This is a genomic window from Christensenella massiliensis, from assembly GCF_040409835.1.
Lineage (GTDB): Bacteria > Bacillota > Clostridia > Christensenellales > Christensenellaceae > Christensenella > Christensenella massiliensis.
The window spans coordinates 1017759-1039133 of the sequence record NZ_CP117826.1 but is presented as its reverse complement, the minus strand read 5'-3'; the positions used below and the strand labels follow the sequence as shown (position 1 = coordinate 1039133).

Sequence of the window (21375 nt, the reverse complement as noted above, 5' to 3'; positions counted from 1 at the left end):
AATGAACGTCAAAAAACTGGTAACCTTGCTGCTGGCCGCTGTGCTGGTCTTCTCTCTGGCAGCCTGCGGTGCGGCGGGCGGCGATAAAAAGGACGGCGAGCCGAAAAACGCCGAGGAGGCGGCCGCCATGTACAAGGAACTGATGGAGCAGGAAAACGCGATTCTTGGAAAAAACACCGAGCTTTGGGAAAAGGTTTTCATGGCGGCCGACAAGGGCATGACCATGCAGGAGGACGGCAAAAACTATGGTGAGTTCTTGTTGGACACCATCGAAGGTTCCAAAGATCAGTTTACGGAGGATGAGCTGAAGCTGCTCAAGGAGGCGGCGGAGAAGATCCGCGAGATTGAAAACAAGCTGACCATGATTGAGAAAAAGTACCCCGAGGCGGCACAGCAATCTAAGGATGGCGCTATGAGCGTGCCCGCGGGCAGCGACATGACCACGCCGCCTGATGACGGCAGCATGCAGAAGTTCCCCGCCTTTGAGGGCAAAGACCTGGACGGCAACACGGTGAAGAGCAAGGAGCTGTTTTCCGGCAATGCCGTCACCGTGGTGAATTTCTGGTTCACCACCTGCAATCCCTGCGTGGGCGAGCTTTCCGAGCTGGACGCACTGAACAAGGAGCTTGCGAAGAAGGGCGGCGCACTCATCGGTGTCAACACCTTCACATTGGATGGCGACGAAGCGGCAATTTCCGAAGCAAAAGATGTACTGGCCAAGAAGGGCGTGACCTACCAGAATGTGTATTTCGCTTCCGACGGCGAGGCTGGCAAGTTCACTACAAACATTTTTGCCTACCCCACCACCTATGTGGTTGACCGCAACGGCAATATCGTGGGTGACCCCATCGTAGGTGCTATTACGGAAAAGAAGCAGGCTGAGACGCTGCAAAAGCTCATCAACCAGGCCCTTGCCGCCGATATGGGTTGACAAACGGATTTATCTCCTCAGGAAGGAGGGATACACCATGTATCGGAGCGTATTGCCGCTTCTGCTCACCGCGGTACTGCTGCTGAGCGGCTGTACTGCCGGGCAGAAAAATATGCCGCAGAAAACGGACGAGAAGGAAATGACCGGACAGCCCTCTGATATGTCCGGTGAAGGAAGCATGTATATGGATACCACGGAAAACGTCATATATCTGGCGGGCGGCTGCTTCTGGGGCCTGGAACAGCTGATGCAGTCCATCCCCGGCGTCATCGATGCCGAGAGCGGCTATGCCAACGGCACCTGCGAGGCGGACGCCGATTACAAGACCGTCTGCAAGGGCGAGACCGGCTTTCGGGAGACCGTGCGGGTGGAGTATGACCCCGAACAGGTGAGTCTCGACGCCCTGCTGCTGGCCTACTTCTATGTGATCGACCCCACGGTGGAGAACCGGCAGGGCAACGACCGGGGCAGCCAGTATCAGACCGGCGTCTATTACACCAACGAAAGCGCGAAGGAAACGGTGGAGCGCATCGCGGAAATCGAGCGGGGACGCAATGAAAAGTTCTTCGTGGAGATCGGCCCACTCAAGAACTACTACCCCGCCGAGGAGTACCACCAGAACTACCTCGAAAAGAACCCGAACGGCTACTGCCACATCCCGCGCGCGGAGATGGAGCTGTTTTCCCGGCTGCGCATCGATCCGGGCGACTATCAGAAGCCCGCGGCGGAATCCATCCGGGACAAGCTGACGGCGGAGCAGTACCGTGTTACGCAGGAGAGCGGCACGGAGCGTGCCTTCACGGGCGAGTTCTGGGACAAGTTTGAAAAGGGCATCTATGTGGATGTCGTCACCGGCGAGCCGCTCTTTTCCTCCACGGATAAGTACGAGAGCGGCTGCGGCTGGCCGGCTTTCACAAAGCCCATCGAGGGCCCTGCCGTAGTGGAAAAAGAGGATCTGAGCCACGGGATGCGCCGCACGGAGGTCAGAAGCCGCGCCGGAGATTCTCACCTTGGTCATGTGTTCACCGGCGATCCGGAGTCCCCCAATGGCGTGCGCTACTGCATCAACAGTGCGGCCCTGCGCTTCGTCCCCTATGAAAAAATGGAGGCCGAGGGCTACGGATACCTCCTGTATCTGTTCGAGGAATGAGTTCGCAAAATACAATGATATAATAAGCAGCGGCCCAATCATTATGAACCGGGATGCTGTCGTTTATGCTCATGTCGGTTTATTCAAACAGGACGTTCAGCTTGCTGTTCAGAATCAGATCGGCATAAGCAAGCGGGTCGTTGTAGATCAGATAATCCAGCTCTGACCGCTGGAAGCGGTTATCGGCAACTCCGTTTTCAACGGCGGTGAAGTCAATGGAAATCCGGCTTCCATCGTCAAAAACCAATTCCACGCAGGCCGTGTCTATGTTGAATTGACAGGATATAAGTTTGCTCATGGTCATACCTCCAGGATGTTTTTTGAGGTGAATCAGGCGGTCAATTTCCGGGTGATTATTGGCGGGAATCATATCGAAACCCGCTGCAAATCATTCAAAGAAAGTCGTTGCGAACGGTTAGTACGTATAAAATAGCTGGCTACAAAACGGCTACAAAATTCGTAAGGAACCTATGTACAGCCCGAAATACGTGGATTATGTGGACAAAAAGCGTATCGAGAGTGCATTTTATAACCCTAAATCAAAGCCCAAGACTTGAGTGGGGATAAAAGAAAATGGAAACGGTCCGAAGAAACGGATATATGAAAAAAAGAAAAATTGGAATAAGCAAGTGGTTTATCGCTTTGATCTTGGCTGCGGCTTTGCTTTTCGGATCAGTTCCGGCGGCGTATGCCTCCGGGGAACCGGAACAGGTGACATTCGCAGTCAGCGCGGTTTTGCCGGAGAATCAAATCAATGAGACGGTATCCTACTTTGATCTGCGCATGCAGCCGGAGGAAGAACAGGATTTGGCAGTCACAGTATATAATCAGGGTACGAAAGAAATAAAGGTGCGGGCAGAGGCGATCAGCGCGTCTACGAACGCGAATGGTATCATCGATTATAAAACACCGGATAAAAAGGATGAGACTCTGAAAATACCATTTTCGGAGATCGCGGAAGTAAAGACTCCCGTGCTTACTATTCCGGCTGGCGGTGAAAAAACGGCGTATATACATGTTTCTATGCCCCGAAGTTTATATGACGGCACAGTACTTGGCGGGATCGTTTTGACACAGGAGAAAGAACCGGAAGCTGCGGAGGAAACAAAACAGGGCGTAGTGATTCAAAACGAATACAGCTATGTAGTCGGCATAAAACTGTCTGAAACAGATGTGGAAGTGCTGCCTGAATTCGAGCCGGTCGAAGCTGTTCCGGGGATAGAAAACTACCATGCGGCAGTCACTCACTATATCCGGAACAGAGAAGCGGCGATCGCAAAGGATATATCGCTCGCGATCGAAGTATTCCGTGACGGAAAGCAGGAAGCAGTAAAAACTTCCGCAGCGACTGTTGATATGGCGCCGAATTCCGTGCTCCCTTATCCGATTCTATGGGAAGAAGAACTCCAGCCCGGGAAATATGTCAGCCATGTTGAGATGGAAATGGACGGCAGAACTTGGGAAATGGATATGCCCTTTGAAATAACCGCACAGGCGGCGCAGGAGATCGCAACTGGTTCTGTTGATACAGAGCCGGGCCTGCCATGGTGGGGGATCCTGCTTATCGTCTTAGTCATTGTATTGATCGTGATCCTGCTTCTGCTGCTTGCCGCAGTCAAGAGAAAAAAGAGGAATGATCCGGATGAGAATACCAGAGCGGGAAGACGAAAATAAGAAAGATATATTATGATGAAGCAAACGAGAAAAAAACTGTTTCCGGTCTTGGCAGCCGTTCTCCTGATAGTGATGGCACTGACGTTTGCCGGAAGTGCGTTGGCCTATTCTGAGGCGGAAGTTGGGAACGGAGAAGAGGGCTTTTCTGAAGAAGGTTCTAACTCAGAAGAAGAACCAAAGGAGCCGCCGGTGCCGGAGGAAGCGCCGGAAAAAAGCGATCCCCCCGAAACGGAAGAAAATGTCGGGGTAAGCCCTGATACAGAGCCTGAAGCGACAGGTGAACCCGTGCCGGATGAAGAAGTAAAACCGGAGGCAAGTCCTGAAACAAGTATGGAGCCAACTCTTATAGAGCAGGAAGAGGCTGTGCCGGACGCGGAAGAGAATGCCGTGCTCATGCCGGCTTCTATCATAACAGATGGACTCGCCGCAAACGAGGTAATGGTCAGCAGTTTTGCAGACCTTAAAACAGTTTTGACAGATTACAGTACTTATGCGGGGATAGACACCGTTTATTTGAACGGAGATATCGTTTATGAGCCGGGAGGGATTGCGATCCATGCGAGCAGAAGCAAACTCACGATCGTCGGACACCCGAAGGGTGGAACAGGACGGCATACGGTCAGCGATATTGCGGGAGGACAAGGCAACTTGATCCGCCCTCAGCAATCGGGCTTCAGCCTGACGGTAAAAGATGCTGTGATCGCCGGAAAAAATTATTACGGCGCCTTTACGGTCTCGGATTCCTACAGCGGGGTAACGACCAGCTATGTGAACGTTTCCTACCATGGCCCGCAGTTTTCCTATAACCGTCGGGGACTGGTACGCTATATCGACACGTCCATTACGATCGCGAATACCGGAGGAGACCCTGCGCAGGAGATCGCGGAGCTGGCGCAGCTTGAGATAGGCGGCAATACAACGCTTACGAATACGGCGGGCGGAAACGCAATGTTCTGGCTTGCGGGGAATTCGGGAAGCAATCAATATTTTAAAGTGTTGGACGGGGCGAATGTAACGGCTGTTCACAATTCCGCCAATTCTCCCTATGGCTTTATTTATGTGGAAGGCTCCGGCAGCACTGCGAATCAGAAGCCGGAAGTTACGGTCGGAACGAATGCGTCCTTATCCGTCACGACCAAGGTCGGCTTTACGCACAGCGGGCATCGTGTAGAGTCCATAACAGTGCAGCCGGGCGGTACTCTTACGGTCGCGCAGACGAGCAATTCGGGAGACTATCCCTCCATTTATGTAAATTCATCGGTGACGGTGCGCGAGGGAGGAACCTTGAGCGTGAAAAGAGGCGCGAATACCAGCTCGAATGGATTGGTTCGTTTTTACAATGCGGGCGGCGTGATGAAGCTGGATGCCCCGCGAAGGATTCTGCTCTATAATCCAAATGGGCGGCTCATTACAACAAATTCCGGAACAGCGGCTATAGAGGGCTCCATACAGGCAGTCAATGTATGGGATACGGATAAAGGCTTTACCGACAGCATGGAAAATATGCCGAAAAATATCTGGAACAAAAATGATTCGGGAGCAATGGAGCTGAAAGCGGTCCTGAATACTTCCGGCGTAACGTCCGCCGTTATATCGAACCGGACGGAAGACGATCCATTTACCGCGGAATTTAACGCTGCATCGTTCAATACCTATGCGATGCCGATGCTGGCGATGGGAAGCTATACGCTCGAACCTGATACGGTGTATACGAACAGCATCGGTATATCGGGCAGCAGCCGAGCAGGCGCTAAGATACAGGCCGGCTATCAAAATGCAGGAACGGCCCAAAAGCTTTCGGCTGAAGCGGATTCATCCGGACGGTATGATATGGCGATACCAGATGCGCCTCTCAGCGTGGGAACAAAGATACTGACATTATGCCACTCTGATTTTTTAAAAGTACAGAAACAAAATGCTGTACAGCTGCCTCCGGCGGTCCTTGAATTCGAAACAGTTCCGGATATTCTGTTTCAAACAACGATATCAGCGCTGCCGCAAACAGTGCAAAGGACTGATGCGGATTGGGCTATGTCCGTGTATGATACGCGCGGAGCGGGAAGCATGTGGAGGATAGAGGCCGCAGCCGCTCATCCGCTCACGGGGCTGTATAATGGAAGCAGCGTTACACTCCCGGAAGCGCTTGTATTTATAGACGAAGAGGGAGGAACGCATCCGCTTGAGAATGGATCTGTTGTAGTCCGGGAGGGAACGACGGGGAACACAGCGCTGAATGAAGTGCGGTGGCAAGAAAATGAAGGAATACTCGTATCGCTGAACGGCGGAGAGGGAAAGCCCGGCGTGACCTATAAAACCACGATCGAATGGACGCTGGTGGACGCACCGTAAAATAACAAATAAAAGCCGTATCCGGCAAAAATCTGGATACGGCTTTTATATTCCTTAATTTTTACAGGACAAAACAACAACGCACTCCACATGCGTCGTCTGCGGAAACATATCGACAGGCTGAACGACGCCCGCGCTGTAGCCAAGCTCGCTGAACAAGGCAAGATCGCGCGCAAGCGTAGACGGATTGCAGGAAACATAACCGATCTTCGGTACGCCGGACGCGGCGAGCGCGCGTACAACAGCCTCGTCGAGCCCTTTGCGCGGTGGGTCGACGATCACGGTGCTGACGGCTTCGCGTTCCAAAACGGACGGAAGCAGACGGGCGGTATCTCCGGCAAAGAAAATGGCGTTTTCAATGCCGTTCAATTTGGCGTTAAATTTTGCGTTTTCCACGGCTTCCTCCACAAGCTCGATACCGATCACCCTTTTTGCGCGTCGCGCGGCGGCAAGCGATATCGTTCCGGCACCGCAATAAAGGTCGAGGACGGTATCGGCCTTGGTAAGGGCGAGCATGCGCAGCAGCGTGTTGTAAAGAGCCTCCGTTTGCGCGGAATTGACCTGCAAAAAGGTCTGCGGCCCGATGCGGAATTCAAGCCCGCACAGCGTCTCGAACAGATAGTCTTTGCCATAGATGCATACAGAGCGGCCGCCCATGATAGTATTGGTTCGTTTTGTATTGAAGCTGAGTATGATAGATTTCACCTGTGGAAGTACAAATTCGAACAGCATGATAAGGTGCGCCTTATTCGGAATATCCTCCCCGTTGATACACAGGATCAGCATAAGCTCGCCCGCCTTGTTTTCACGCAGGACGATGTGGCGCAGAAGCCCGGTGTGCGTACTTTCATCGTAAATGGAAACCTTGTTTTTTACGAGCCATACCCGCAGCTGCGACATCACGATGCGGAGCGCGGACGGCTGTATCCGGCAGTCGTCCACATCGATCAAACGGTGCGAATGCGCCGCATAAAAACCGATGTCGATCTGCTCCCCGTTTTTTTGCACCGGAAAGGCCGCTTTGTTACGGTAACGGTATTCATTGCGCGCGGGCAAAGGAAAATTGACGGGAAGCTCCAGCTTCCCGATGCGCTGGATACAATTCCGGACAAAATTTTGCTTGAATTGAAGCTGTGCAGCATAGGAAAGATGCTGCAAACTGCAGCCTCCGCATTTTCCAAAAACGCGGCAGGGCGGTTTGACGCGCATGGGAGAGGCAGATAGGATCTCCTCCAGTTTGCCCACAACATAATTTTTTTTCAGCGCGATCACTTTTGCACGCACCCTTTCTCCGGGTAAGGCGCCGTCCACAAAAACAGCCGCTCCGTCTTTGTGCCCGATCCCCTGACCGTCCGTGCCGAGGTCGTCGATATCAAGTTCGATCCAATCATTTTTTTTCATACCGTTATTATATCAGAAGATAGAAAAAAGTGATAGGAAAACCTCATAAAAGGTAGTGAAATGCATTGACAAAGAGAAGAGGTATTTGTTACAATGAGAACATAAAAATGTTAAATTTTAACAAGAATGTGTCCGAAATTGTTGAATGAAGCGTTTTTAACATGTAAAATTAACAATTTTGGTACATTTTAACAAATTGAATGACGACGGAGGTAAATTCGATGGCAACAGCGGTAATCATGCCAAGACAGGGACAGTCTGTAGAGAGCTGTATCATTACCAAGTGGAACAAAAAGGTAGGGGACAGCGTAGCGGAGGGCGACATCCTTTTTTCCTATGAAACGGATAAAGCGTCCTTTGAAGAAGAAGCCAAGATATCCGGTACGATGCTCGCGATTCTGGCGGAAGAGGGAGACGACGTTCCGTGTCTTGAAAATGTATGCGTGATCGGAGAGCCGGGCGAGGATGTGTCCGGGTTTGCAGCGGCGGCGACGATCGGCGGCGAAGCGGCAGCTCCGGCTCAGCAGGAAGCGTCCGCGGCACAGGCGGAGGCAGCGCCTGCGGCAACTCCGGCTGCCGCTGCGACGGGCAGCATACAGGAGGGAGAACGCATCAAGATCTCTCCGCGTGCAAGAGGCATTGCGGAAAACCAGAATCTTGATATCAAAAAGGCAGTTCCGACGGGGCCGAACGGTCGTATCATCGAACGTGATATCTTAACGCTTTCGAAGCTCGGCGCGGATGCAATGGTCTCTGCGGCTCCAGCGGCGGCAAGCACAGCGGAAGCAGTGGCGCCGGCGGCAGAATATGAGGATGTGCCGCTGCCGAATATCCGGAAGGTAATCGCGAAATCGATGCACGCATCGCTGTCGGAAATGGCGCAGCTGACGCACTCGTTCTCGTTCGACGCGACACAGATCATGGCATACCGCAAGCTCGTGAAAGAGAACGCGGAAAAGATTGGGCTGGCGAACATCACGTTCAACGATATCATCCTGTACGCGGTATCGCGCGTGCTGCCGAAGCATAAGGACCTGAACGCACATTTTCTCGGAGACAAGATGAGATACTTCACGGACGTGAACCTCGGTATGGCGGTAGATACGCCGAGAGGGCTGCTGGTGCCGACGATCTTTGGAGCGAACAAGCTGTCGCTGAACGAGATCGCGCTCAAGGCAAAGGAGCTTGCGAAGCAGGCACAGGAGGGGACGATCTCGCCGGACCTTTTGAGCGGGGCGTCGTTCACGGTATCGAACCTCGGAACGTTCGGGGTAGAGCACTTCACACCGGTGATCAACCCGCCGCAGACGGGCATCTTGGGAGTGAACAATATCCAGACGCGTCTTAAGATGGTGGACGGGGAAGCGGTGCCGTATCAGGCGATGGGGATATCGCTGACGTACGACCACAGGGCGCTGGACGGTGCGCCGGCGTCGCGGTTTGCACAGGAGCTGTGCAAGACGCTGGAGAACTTCATGGCACTTTTGGCAAAATAAGAAGAGGTAAAGCAAATGAGTTACGATCTGGTAGTGCTGGGCGGCGGCCCGGCGGGATATCTTGCCTGCGAGCGCGCGGCGCATGAGGGCATGAAAGTAGTATTGATTGAAAAAAGGAACGTAGGGGGCGTATGTCTCAACGAGGGCTGTATTCCGTCGAAAACGTTCCTGTATTCGGCAAAGCTGAAGGACGGCGCGGCGCATGGCAATAAATACGGCGTGAAATGCAAGGGAATCGAGATCGACCATCCGGCAGTCGTCGCGCGGAAGAATAAAGTAGTCAAGACGCTGACAGGCGGCATTGCCTCCATGCTGAAAGGACTCAAGGTAGAATGGGTGAAAGCAGCGGGCGTCATCAAAGGGAAAGGGCCGGACGGCTATGAAGTGGAAGCGGACGGCAAGATCTATGCAGGTAAACGTCTCTTGATTGCAACGGGCAGCGAGGCGGCCATGCCCCCGATCGACGGGCTGTACGAGCAGTTTGAAAAAGGGTTTGCGCTTACGAACCGCGAGATATTGGATATCGAAGCGGTGCCGAAAAAGCTGGTCGTGATCGGCGGCGGTGTGATCGGCCTCGAAATGGCAAGCTATTTCAATTCGGCGGGCAGCGAGGTAACAGTCATCGAGATGCTCGATCAGATCGGCGGGCCGATCGATTCGGACATTGCGAAGCTGCTGAAAAAGAATTACGAAGCAAAGGGCATCACATTCAAGATGGGGTGCAAGGTCACGAAGATAGAAGCGGGTGCAGTCGTTTACGAGGAAGCGGGCAAGCAGCAGAAAGCAGAATGCGATAAAACGCTTGTGTGCATCGGCCGCAAAGCGAATACACAGGGCATCGGCCTTGAGACGATCGGCGTTCTTACGGAACGCGGCGCGGTCGTGACGGATGAACGCATGAAGACGAACCTGCCGGAGGTATATGCGGCGGGCGATGTGAACGGGAAGTCCATGCTTGCGCATACGGCTTACCGCGAAGCAGAAGTCGCAGTGAACAATATGCTCGGCAAAAAAGACATTATGAAATATAATGCGATCCCGGGCGTCATCTATACGAATCCGGAAGTTGCTGGAGTGGGCGAAACGGAACAGAGCGCAAAGGCGAAAGGGCTTGACGTGACTATCAAGAAAGTACCGATGCAGTTTGCGGGGCGCTACGTTGCGGAGAACGAAGGCGGCAACGGCTTCATCAAGATCATCGTCGACAATAAATGGAACAAGCTCGTGGGCGTGCACATGATCACGAATTATTCTTCCGAGATCATTTGGGGAGCAGACGCTCTCGTAGATAAGGAAATGAATATCGAAGCGATCAAGAAAATCGTGTTCCCGCACCCGACGGTCAGCGAGATCATTCGCGAAGCGATTTTCCAGCTGTAAATGATTAGTGAATTTATATAAAGGAGAAAAACAATGACGAAAAGTTTGGTAATCGAGCCTAAAAAGATGAGAAAACCGGGCAAGATCACGTTCAAGGATATCCCGATGAACGTCTATCAGAAAACGGTAAAAGACGAAGTAAAGAACTTCACAAAGGAACAGTTCAAGAATATTTACAGGGATATGTGGGTCGTCCGTGAATTTGAGACGATGCTCAATTCCATTAAAACGACGGGACAGTATGAGGGCATCGAATATAACCACCCGGGTCCGGCCCATCTTGGCATCGGGCAGGAAGCGGCCTATGTTGGTCAGGCGTTCGAGCTTGGCGTAGAAGATTTTACCTTTGGTTCCCACAGAAGCCACGGCGAAATTCTTGCGAAGGGCATGTCCTGCATTGAAAAGCTTTCCGACGACCAGCTGATGGAAATCATGGAAAACTTCTTCGACGGCGAAACGTTCGCGGTCGTAAAGGAGCATACACAGTATAAAGCGGTAAAGGATATGGCGCGCGAATTCCTGCTGTATGGCATGGTCGCTGAAACGTGGGGACGCCAGACGGGCTTTAACCGCGGCCTCGGCGGCTCGATGCACGCATTCTTCATTCCATTTGGCATTTTCCCGAACAATGCGATCGTAGGCGGCAGCGCTCCAATCTCGACAGGCGCGGCGCTCTTCAAGCGCGTAAACCAGAAGCCGGGCATGGTCGTCTGCAATATCGGCGACGGCTCCATCGGCTGCGGTCCGGTTTATGAATCCATGAACTTTGCTTCCATGGACCAGTTCAACACCCTGTGGGATAAAGATCACAAGGGAGGCCTACCGATTATTTACAACATCTGGAACAACAGCTATGGCATGGGCGGTCAGACAAGCGGAGAAACGATGGGCTACGGCGAAGTGGCGCGTCTCGGCGCAGGCGTGAACCCGGACGAGATGCATGCGGAGCGCATCGACGGTATGAACCCGCTGGCAGTAATCGACGCTTACCGCCGTAAACGGAAAATCATTGAAGACCGCAAAGGACCGGTTCTCCTCGACGTCGTGACCTACAGGACTTCCGGCCACAGTCCGTCAGACTCGTCCTCCTATCGTACGAAAGAAGAGATTGCGATGTGGGCGGAGATCGACTCCATCAAGGTGTTCGGAGAGCAGATGATCGAAGCAGGTGTTGCAACGGCGGAAGAGCTCAAAGAGATTGAACTGGGCATCCGCAGAGATATGACGTGGGCCGTGAAGCTCGGCAAAGACGAGACCATTTCTCCGCGTATCAACCTTGACAAAGACCCGAACGCGATTGCGGATATGATGTTTACGAATCTTGAGATCCCAAGCATGGATACGACGAGAAAGCCCGACGTTCTCATGCCGAAGGAAGAAAACCCGCGCGTGCAGAAGCTTGCCAAGAAAGTAAGAAGCGCGTTTGAAGCGGACGGAAAACCGGTCTCCAAAAACAGAACCTTCCAGAACCGTGACGCGATTTTCGAAGCGACGATTGATAAATTCTATCAGGACCCGACGTTTATTGCCTATGGTGAAGACAACCGCGACTGGGGCGGTGCATTCGGCGCATATACGAACCTCACGGAATCCATTCCGTATCACAGGTTCTTTAACTCCCCAATTTCCGAGGCGGCGATCGTGGGTACGTCCGTCGGTTATGCGATGGCAGGCGGGCGCGTGATGTCCGAGCTGATGTATCTTGACTTCATCGGCCGTGCGGGCGACGAGGTGTTCAACCAAATGGCAAAATGGCAGGCAATGAGCGGCGACGTTCTGAAAATGCCGTTTGTGCTCCGCTGCTCGGTTGGCTCCAAATACGGCGCGCAGCACTCTCAGGACTGGTCGGCGCTGTGCACGCACATTCCGGGCCTCAAGGTCGTGTTCCCGGCAACGCCTTATGACACGAAAGGCCTGCTGAACGCAGCTCTCAACGGAACGGATCCGGTCATCTTCCTTGAAAGCCAGAGAACCTACGACCTCGGCGAAATGTTCCAGAAGGAAGTACCGGCAGGATATTATGAAGTAAAAATTGGTGAGCCGGACGTAAAACGCGAAGGAAAAGACCTCACGATCCTGAGCGTCGGCGCAACGCTGTACAGAGTGACGAAAGCAGCGGATATCCTTCAGGAAAAATACGGTATCTCTACGGAAATCATCGACGCACGCTCCCTTGTACCGTTCAACTACGAGCCGGTCATCGAATCCGTTAAGAAGACGGGCAAGATCATCGTGACGGGCGACGCCTGCGAGCGCGGCTCGCACCTGAAAGACTTTGCGCAGTCTATCAGCGAGATGGCGTTCGATTACCTCGACGCGCCGCCGGTCGTTGTGGGCGCGAAGAACTGGATCACGCCGGCGCACGAGCTGGAAGAATACTTCTTCCCGCAGCCGGAATGGATCATCGATGCGGTGCATGAGCGCATCATGCCGCTGCCGGGCCATACGTGCACGACAAACCAGACGATCCTCCAGCAGATCGAAAACGATAAGAAAGGCGTATAACGCCAAGGATAAAAAAGGAACGGCGCATGCCGTTCCTTTTTTGTGTTGTCCGCGGCGTTTTTGCAGGCGTTTTCGGTAGGGCGTGTCTATCCGGACGGTATTGAGACTTGACCGGCGCGCAGAAAGAGAATAAAATGTGAACAACCCATCTGTTGGAGAGGGGAAAGGGGATTTATGTACCGTATTCTGATCGTCGACGACGAAGCCCTTGTGCGCAGGGGTATCAAGAAGAGCATCAATTGGAACGAGCTTGATATAGAAATGGTGGCCGAAGCGGAAAACGGCGTGGAAGCGTTGGAGCAGGTGCTTGAAAATGTACCGGATATTATTCTGCTCGATATTTGCATGCCGAAAATGGACGGCCTTGAGTTTGCCAGTATTGTCAAGCAGAAATATCCGCAGATGCGGATCGTTATTATTACCGGCTTCGATGATTTCGAATATGCCCGCAGCGCCCTGCGCGCCGGCGTTGACGACTATATTCTCAAGCCGATCACGCGGGAAATGGTGGAGGATGTCGTAAAAAAGCAGATCGAAAAAATTGCCGAGGAACGGGAAAAAAATATACCGGTAAAGCCGGACGAAAGTAAAGCCGCTGCTGCCGTTCTGAATGCGGCACTGCGGCGTGAAGCGCGTGCGGGGCAGGACTTTTCGGTGTTTCTGGATTATGCGCAAATCCAAGACGAGCACATCTATTTTGTCATCATGAAGGATTATCTGTCGCGGTGTAAAATATGGGCTGATGCAGCGGCCGATGATCTTGCAGGCTTTGCGATCCTGAATATTGCAGAAGAGCTTTTGCGCGATACTCGTATGGGCTTTGCCTTTGAAACCTACCGAAACGAGCTGGCTATGGTGGTATCATGCGCCACTCTCCGCGGACTGGAGGAGCTTCTGGCCGATATCTACCATAGTATTCTGGATTTTATCGAGATCCCCGTAGATTTTGCAGTTTCCGAGGAAGGAACGCTCGCAAAGCTTCCTGAGCTTGCAGAGCAGGCACGGGAGGCGCTTGAATGCACCTTTGTGCTTTCCGAAAAAAATATTATTCATTACGGGGAGGTAAAAGCACACGGCGCTGCAGATTTTCAATATCCAGAGAAGATCGAAAAAGAGCTTTTGGCTGTCATGTATTCCGGCGATGCGGAAGAAAGCAAGAGGCTGATCGAAGAGTTCTTTTCCCGCCTGCGGGAGGCAACGCCGGATGTGACACGTTGCAAAAGTATGCTGCTTCGCCTGCTTTTGAATTTGTCGAACACAATGGAATCCGTGAGCTCACGTTTACATATTGAGACGAGGAACGGTGCTGTGTTATTCGATCCGGTGAAAAGACTGGAACAATTCGAGACATTGGAAGAGGCGGAGGAATGGGTGAAAAAGCTTTATCAAGAGACGCTTTCCTATGTATCCGCCATGCGGTCGCGCAGCGGGCAGCTGTTTTTGAAGATCGTTCAATATATTGAAAAAAACTATGGAGACAGCGATTTGAATTTGAAAAAGTGCAGCGAAGACCTTTTTCTTTCCTCCGGATATATCAGCATGATCCTGAAAAAAGAATCCGGAAAGACGTTTGTAGACTACCTGAATGAATTCCGTATTGCGCGTGCTGTCGAACTGCTGGAGGAGCCGGAAAGCAAGGTGTATGAGGTGGCCGCGGACGTGGGCTTTACGCATCAAACCTATTTCAGCTCGGTTTTTAAGAAGATAATAGGTGTATCTCCCAAGCAATTCAAGGAAAGAAAATGAAAAAGGCGCGCGTTCCGAAACGCATCTCAACGATTATCATTTTATGCTTTTCCCTGTTTATGATAGCGATCCTAATTATCATGAGCGTTCTTTCCTATTATTATTCCTATGAAAGTATGCGGGAACGGACGATCGCAGATACAGAGGTGATCCTGTCTCAGGTCGGAAAAAACATAGGGCGCTACATCAGCAATATTGAAAGTATTTCCGAGATCATCAATGCAAATCAGGACGTTTTGACCTATCTGAAGGATCCGGATGCGGAAAATGCGGGGCTCACCCGGACGAATTTCAGCAATTTTCTCAACTATCTTCCCCAAATCGATGCAAACATTGTTTCCATCTTTATTTTTGACCGGGAAAATCGGCCCGTCTATGTTCCGGCAAACCTGCGTATGAAGAAGAACTATGATATTACGCAGGATAAATGGTATCAAAATATGGAAAATTATAAGGCGGGACAGCCGGCCTTAACGGGCACGCAGGTGCGCGTCATGACGGAAAAGGAAAATCCGTGGGTGCTCTCTCTCGCTCAGCGCATACTAAACACCGCGACAGGAGAGGTGATCGGCACACAGCTGGTAGAATTGAATTACAGTGTTATAGACGATATCCTAAACGATATCAGTCTTGGAACACGGGTTTATATTTTTGTGATCGATTCGGAAGGACAAATGGTGTATCATCCACAGCTCCAACTGATTTATTCGGGTCTGAAAACAGAGGAAACCGCGCAGGTATTAAGCACGCAGAGCACTACGCTGGAATTTCCGGAGCAAAACAAACTGTACAGCATCAGCGATATCCCGAATACTGAATTTAAAATGGTCGGAGTATCCTATCTTGATGAGATCGTTGCATCGGCACGCGAGATGATCACACTCTATATCATTTTTACGCTGGTCATGGTGCTGGCCGCGTTTATCGGAGCGGTCAAGATTGCCGAATATATCACGCGGCCGCTCTCACGGCTCGAGCTTGCGGTCAATGAGGTAGAGGCAGGTAATCTGGACGCAGATTTTGCCATACAGGGTACGGAGGAAATTGAGAAATTCGCAGGCTCTCTTTCGGCGATGACAGGAAATGTAAAACAGCTTATGAAGCAGATCGTTGTCGATCAGGAAATGATACGTACCAGCGAGCTGAAAGCGCTCCAGTCTCAGATCAATCCGCATTTCTTGTATAATACGCTGGATTCCATCGTATGGATAGCCGAAGAAACGGGAAACGAAAAGATCAAAGAGATCACAGTCGCATTGGCAAATTATTTCCGTATCGTTTTGTCTGCGGGAAAAGATATCATAAGCGTACAGGAGGAAGTGGAGCATGTCCGCAGCTATCTTGTGATCCAAAAAATGCGTTATGAAACGCTGGATTACCATATTGAGGTCGAAGAAGCCGCGCTGCCGTTTACCATGCCCAAGCTCCTCCTGCAGCCGATCGTAGAAAATGCGATCTATCATGGGATCAAGAACGAGCCGGATGGCGGGACCATTTCAATACGGGGTTTTGTAGAAGATGGAAAGCTGATTTTTATCATAAGTGATAACGGAAGAGGAATGCGTCCGCATGAACTGAAGCACATATTTGAACCAAGGCGGAAAAATAGACCAATACGCCACGGCGGCGTAGCGATGCACAATATCAAGGAACGGATCGATCTTTATTACGGACCGGAATATGGTATGAGGGTGGAAAGCGAGTACCACAGGGGAACGCGTGTTACGATCACACTCCCGGCAAGAAAGGGAAAGGAACCGAGATGAGCAGGAAAGTATTTTATACAGTAATCGCATTCCTGCTGGCGGGCATATTCGTTACATTCGGGATATTCCTGTTCCAGAGGGATATGACAGCAGGAAAGGTCGATGCAGCGCTTATCGTAAAATCGCGGCAGTCTGGTTTTGAATTTTGGGAGCAGCTCGAAAAGGGGGCGGAAGAGGGCGCCAAGGAATTCGGGGTCGATTTAAAGGTGGACGGCGCGCTGTCCGAAGACGATACGGAGGGGCAGATTGCCGCTGTGCAGCGCGCGATTGCAGAGGGACCGGATGTTCTCATTTTAGCGGCTGTCGATCAGGATGCCCTGCTTCCTTATGCAAAAGAGGCAAAGGAAAAGGGGATCAAATTGATCCTTGTAGATTCCGGTCTTCGGGAACCGGTAGAGGACTGCTTTGTCAAAACAGATAATTATGAGGCGGCCAATTATGTGGGAGATGTTATGGGACGGGAAATGGGAGCCGGCAAGGTGGTAATTGTTTCCCATGCGAGACAGACGACGACCGCGCAGCAGAGGATCGCCGGCTTTGAACGCGCGATCCTCAACTATCCGGAGATCGAGATCATAGGAGTGTACGATACCGGAGACAGTACCCGGCGGAGCTACGAGACTACGGCAAAGCTTTTGCAGGAAAATTCCGATATCACGGGGATATTTGCGACCAACCAAATTTCGGCGGAAGGCGTTTCGCAGGCGATCGAGGAAGCGGAACGCAGCGGTATTTACTTTTATGCGTTCGATCACTCTGCCGCGCAAAATGAAGCGCTCGAAAAAGGGATCGTAAACGGTTTTGCTGCACAGAATGCTTTTAATATGGGCTATACGGCCGTTAAAGCTGCGGCAGAGGCTTCGCGGGGCACGCTGCGGGAAAATGTGATCGATACTGGCTTTACATTTGCGACTCGTGAAAATATGCGTGAGGAGGAAATACAAAAGCTGATTTATCCGTTCGTATAACAAAAAAGCACAGCAGGACGCCGTATACACGGGCATAAGGAAGCGCTTTTCAGAAAATAAGGGCAACCACACAAGGCTTAAAGAGTATGGAATCTTTAATGTTTTGTGTGGTTTTGTTTATTACCATTTTTACTCCAACCCTTTATAGTATAGGCATAGAAAGCGTGCGGGAACATGAAGTCTAATAAAGGGGTGAACAGTATATGGCTGAAGTAGTGGTAAGCATGAAGAATATCCAAAAGCGGTTCCCCGGCGTGCACGCGCTCGATAACGCGCAGATCGAACTCAAAAAAGGAGAGGTCCATGGGCTTGTCGGCGAAAACGGAGCGGGCAAATCGACGCTTATGAAAGTGCTCACCGGAATTTATGAAAAAGACAGCGGAATAGTAATTGTGAAAGGACGGGAGGTCAGTTATAAAACTCCGGCCGATGCGCTTGAGGATGGGATCAGCATGATCCATCAGGAATTGAACCTGATGCCGCATCTGACGGTCGCGGATAACATTTTCATCGGACGGGAGCCTAAAAAAGGGCTTGTGCTCGATAAAAAGAAAACTCTTCAAATGACAAAAGAGCTTTTGAAGTCGCTGCATCTGGATATTGAGCCGGACGTAACGGTTGGACAGCTTACGGTGGCGAAGCAGCAGATGATCGAGATCGCAAAAGCGATATCACTCAACGCGGATATCCTGATCATGGACGAACCGACTGCAGCGCTTACCAATTCCGAGATCGACGAGCTGTTTAAATTTGTAAGCGATCTGAAGAAGAAAGGGGTCGGTATCGTATATATTTCCCACCGCATGGAGGAGCTGAAAATCATTACAGACGATATTACGGTCATGCGCGACGGACAGTATGTCGATACGGTAAGAACGAAAGATACGGAAATGGCACAGATCATCAGTATGATGGTCGGCCGTACGATTTATGAGGAACCAAAGACGCACAGCATGGTTCCTAAAGACGCTCCAACGGTCCTTCGGGTAGAGCATCTTTCGTCTCCGGTGGTCCGCGACGTCTCTTTTGAGCTGAAAAAAGGTGAGATTTTAGGGTTTGCCGGCTTGATGGGCGCCGGACGGACAGAAACGGCGCGACTGATTTTTGGGGCGGATCCCAAGACCGAAGGGAAAATATTCGTGAACGGAAGAGAAGTACGGATTGAAAGCCCGCAGGACGCGGTCGAGAATGGGATCGGATACCTTTCCGAGGACCGCAAAGCATTTGGGCTCGCAATCGGGCTTTCGGTGGCGGACAACACCGTTATGGCAAAGCTGGACGATTTTGTAAGCGGCGGCATAGTGAACGAAGCGAAGATCGCAGCGGTCACAAAGGAATATGTGGAAAAACTCGATCTAAAAACGCCGTCTATCCGGCAGCTTGTCAGAAACCTTTCAGGCGGCAACCAGCAAAAGGTAGTCATTGCGAAATGGCTGGTACGGGATTGCGATATCCTGATATTCGACGAGCCGACGCGCGGAATCGACGTTGGTGCGAAAAGTGAGATCTATAAGCTGATGAACCGGCTTGCCGGCGAAGGGAAGTCGATCATCATGATATCATCGGAAATGCCGGAACTTCTGCGCATGAGCGACCGTGTGCTCGTCATGTGCGAAGGGAAGATAACGGGCGAGATCGATATCAGTGAAGCAACGCAGGAAGGCATTATGCAATATGCTACACAAAGAAGTTAAGAGAGGTGGAAACAATGAGTAATGAAGCGAAAGCATTGAAACAGCAGGGAACAAAGAGGATCGACCTGCAGAAGCTGTTGGCGCTGGGCGCGCTCGTCATTCTGTTCGTATTCTTCTTCATCGCAGCTGTATTTGGAAATAACGTAAACGGCCTCACGTTTATCACGAATGTTTTGGAATCATCTTACTTTGTGGGTTTTTTGGCGCTTGGTGTGACCTTTGCGATCATTACCGGAGGGATAGACCTTTCCATCGGAACGATCATGATGTGCGGTGCGCTGATCGGCGGCTATCTGTATAACGCCTGCGGACTGCCTCTTATTGCAGCGATCATCATTACCATATTGATCCCCACGGGCTTTGGAATATTGAACGGATTCATGATCGCACGGCTCAGGCTCCCCGCCTTTATTGCAACGCTTGGCACCATGATGATCTCGCAGGGGCTAGGCTCTATCGTAACGTCGGTACAGACGCAGCGCTGGCCCACGGCAGCCGATGTAGACGGGTGGTTCAAATCTGTATTCCTGAAAACGCCGGAGGGCTTTCCGACGGGGATCCTGTGGCTGGCCGGCTTCTTTCTGCTCGCCATGTTCCTGCTCAACAAGACGAAATTCGGGAAATATACATTCGCGATCGGTTCCAACGAAGAAGCAGCCCGTCTTTCCGGCGTGAACACCTCAAAGTGGCTCATACTCGTCTATACGGTAAACGGTCTTTTCTGCGGGTTTGCGGCCCTGATGTATGCGGCGACCTACACGACAGTGCTTCCCGGAACGGGCAACGGGCTTGAGCTTCAGGGAATCGCGGCAGTCGTGATCGGCGGAACCTCGCTCGCAGGCGGCGTCGGCTCCATGTCGGGCACTCTGATCGGCGTGTTCATCATGTCGGTCTTGAAAATGGGTCTTACCTCGATTGGCCTGCAGCCTCAATGGCAGACATTTTTTGTCGGTGTAGTCGTGATATTAGCGGTATTGATGGATATTTACCGCCAGAGATCCGCTAATAAAGTAAAGGCGGTATGATCGGTGCTTTTCAGGGAATCCCTGATTGCAATAAAGAAAGCTATTTCTGAAGGAGGAATAAAAATGAAAAAAAGATGGATCAGTATTCTTATGGTAGCTCTGGCATGTGCATTTCTGTTTGCGGCCTGCGCACCGGCAGCAGAGGCACCATCAGCGTCAGCTTCCACGGAAGCTTCCGCGGAAACATCTGCTGAAGCGTCTGCAGAGGCCTCGGAGCCCGCAGCCGCCGGAGATTTGACAGTAGAGATCGTTGCCAAAGGATTCCAGCACCAGTTTTGGCAAGTTGTTAAGCAGGGCGCGGACGCAGCCGCCGCGGACCTCGGAGTGTCAATCAACTTCCAAGGACCGCCGTCTGAAAGCGACATTCAGGCGCAGGTCGATATGCTGAACAGCGCGCTCTCGAAGAATCCGTCTGCGATCTGCCTCGCGGCGCTCGATACCGGGTCCGTAACGTCGCAGCTTGCAGACGCGCAGGCAGCAGGGATCCCGATCATCGGTTTTGATTCCGGTGTTCCGGACGCACCGGAAGGACAGGTCCTTGCAACAGCTGCGACGGATAATAAAGCGGCGGCAGGCATCGCAGCAGACGAAATGATGAAAGACCCTGCTTTTCTGGAAAAATTAAAGGCTGCAACGCCGGAAAAGCCGGTGAGAGTAGCGGTGCTTTCACAGGATGCGACCTCCACCTCGGTCACACAGCGCACAGAAGGCTTTATCGAGGCGTTCAAAGCTGCTGCGGAAGAAATTTTTCCGGATCAGGTAGCGGTGGAAGGACATGACCTGTATGCACAGGCTGCTGCACAGACGCCGGCAGTTATCGTCTCCGTACATATCGCCCCCACGACAGATGCGGGGGATTTGAAAAATATTGGCAGCGCAGCCCTGCAGGAAGAAAATCTGATCGGCGTGTTCTGCTCCAATGAAGGCTCAGTCACAGGCTTCCTGAACGCGACGAACGACGGCGCGGATCTTGACCGGGAGAACGGTGCCTACAAGGATCTGACGGTAGCGGGCTTCGACGCGGGCAGTACGCAGAAGACAGCGGTACGCAACAATTGGTTCCTCGGCTCTGTTACGCAGGATCCTTACCAGATCGGTTATCAGGCAGTAGAACTTGCGGTAAAAGCAGCGCAGGGAGAGAAAGTATCAGATGTTGATACAGGAGCAAAATGGTACAATTCTGAGAACATCGACAGCGCAGACATCAAGGATTTGGTATATGATTGAGCAAAAAAACTGTCTTGCACGAAGGAGGCGGCTGGAGCCGCCTCCAAAATCCTTTATAACTTC

Annotated in this window: 15 protein-coding genes; 13 read left to right on the top strand and 2 right to left on the bottom strand. The window is 51.7% G+C overall.

Annotated features, from left to right (window positions below):
- Position 1 precedes the first annotated feature (1 nt).
- Together PUP29_RS04945 and msrB are read left to right on the top strand one after the other, a co-directional pair.
- Complete coding sequence (locus tag PUP29_RS04945; protein WP_353423940.1) at positions 2-931, top strand: TlpA disulfide reductase family protein; 930 nt, start codon at positions 2-4, stop codon at positions 929-931.
- Between the two features lie 37 nt (positions 932-968).
- Positions 969-2081, top strand: a complete 1113-nt coding sequence (gene msrB / locus PUP29_RS04940) for a peptide-methionine (R)-S-oxide reductase MsrB (RefSeq protein WP_353423939.1) — start codon at positions 969-971, stop codon at positions 2079-2081.
- Positions 2082-2160: 79 nt separating this feature from the next.
- Here the strand turns inward: msrB and PUP29_RS04935 are convergent, their stop codons facing one another.
- Positions 2161-2379: a DUF6061 family protein gene (locus PUP29_RS04935; RefSeq protein WP_353423938.1), complete on the bottom strand. Its 219-nt coding sequence runs from the start codon at positions 2377-2379 to the stop codon at positions 2161-2163.
- A 302-nt stretch (positions 2380-2681) separates the two neighbouring features.
- Here PUP29_RS04935 and PUP29_RS04930 point away from each other — a divergent pair, with 302 nt between their 5' ends.
- Both PUP29_RS04930 and PUP29_RS04925 read left to right on the top strand, forming a co-directional pair.
- Positions 2682-3755, top strand: coding sequence for a DUF916 and DUF3324 domain-containing protein (locus PUP29_RS04930; protein ID WP_353423937.1), 1074 nt, complete (start codon positions 2682-2684; stop codon positions 3753-3755).
- A 12-nt stretch (positions 3756-3767) separates the two neighbouring features.
- Positions 3768-6104, top strand: coding sequence for a hypothetical protein (locus PUP29_RS04925; protein ID WP_079546867.1), 2337 nt, complete (start codon positions 3768-3770; stop codon positions 6102-6104).
- Between the two features lie 54 nt (positions 6105-6158).
- On the opposite strand, the gene rlmD is transcribed toward PUP29_RS04925, so the two are convergent.
- Entirely contained in the window at positions 6159-7505 is a 1347-nt protein-coding gene (gene rlmD, locus PUP29_RS04920; protein ID WP_353423936.1) for a 23S rRNA (uracil(1939)-C(5))-methyltransferase RlmD, read from the bottom strand.
- 221 nt (positions 7506-7726) lie between these two features.
- Between rlmD and PUP29_RS04915 the strand changes: the two genes are divergently transcribed.
- The 9 genes from PUP29_RS04915 to PUP29_RS04875 all read left to right on the top strand — a co-directional run bounded on the left by PUP29_RS04915 (position 7727) and on the right by PUP29_RS04875 (position 21312).
- Positions 7727-9001, top strand: a complete 1275-nt coding sequence (locus PUP29_RS04915; protein WP_353423935.1) for a dihydrolipoamide acetyltransferase family protein — start codon at positions 7727-7729, stop codon at positions 8999-9001.
- Between the two features lie 15 nt (positions 9002-9016).
- A complete protein-coding gene (gene lpdA, locus PUP29_RS04910; protein WP_079546870.1) occupies positions 9017-10381 on the top strand; it encodes a dihydrolipoyl dehydrogenase in 1365 nt (454 codons plus the stop codon).
- Positions 10382-10414: 33 nt separating this feature from the next.
- The gene (locus PUP29_RS04905) at positions 10415-12886 is read left to right on the top strand and encodes an alpha-ketoacid dehydrogenase subunit alpha/beta (protein WP_079546871.1); all 2472 of its coding nucleotides are present in this window, start codon (positions 10415-10417) and stop codon (positions 12884-12886) included.
- Positions 12887-13060: 174 nt separating this feature from the next.
- Positions 13061-14632 (top strand): response regulator transcription factor, encoded by a 1572-nt coding sequence (locus PUP29_RS04900; protein WP_353423934.1) that lies wholly within the window; start codon positions 13061-13063, stop codon positions 14630-14632.
- Positions 14629-16398 carry a cache domain-containing sensor histidine kinase gene (locus tag PUP29_RS04895; protein ID WP_353423933.1) on the top strand — a complete coding sequence of 590 codons (1770 nt, stop codon included), beginning with the start codon at positions 14629-14631 and terminating at the stop codon, positions 16396-16398. The genes PUP29_RS04900 and PUP29_RS04895 overlap by 4 nt, the downstream gene beginning before the upstream one ends.
- Positions 16395-17366, top strand: coding sequence for a substrate-binding domain-containing protein (locus tag PUP29_RS04890; protein ID WP_353423932.1), 972 nt, complete (start codon positions 16395-16397; stop codon positions 17364-17366). The genes PUP29_RS04895 and PUP29_RS04890 overlap by 4 nt, the downstream gene beginning before the upstream one ends.
- A 203-nt stretch (positions 17367-17569) precedes the next feature.
- Positions 17570-19060 carry a sugar ABC transporter ATP-binding protein gene (locus PUP29_RS04885; RefSeq protein ID WP_353423931.1) on the top strand — a complete coding sequence of 497 codons (1491 nt, stop codon included), beginning with the start codon at positions 17570-17572 and terminating at the stop codon, positions 19058-19060.
- A 14-nt stretch (positions 19061-19074) separates the two neighbouring features.
- The gene (locus tag PUP29_RS04880) at positions 19075-20085 is read left to right on the top strand and encodes an ABC transporter permease (RefSeq protein WP_079546876.1); all 1011 of its coding nucleotides are present in this window, start codon (positions 19075-19077) and stop codon (positions 20083-20085) included.
- A gap of 63 nt (positions 20086-20148) precedes the next feature.
- Complete coding sequence (locus PUP29_RS04875; protein ID WP_353423930.1) at positions 20149-21312, top strand: substrate-binding domain-containing protein; 1164 nt, start codon at positions 20149-20151, stop codon at positions 21310-21312.
- The last annotated feature ends 63 nt before the right edge of the window (positions 21313-21375 follow it).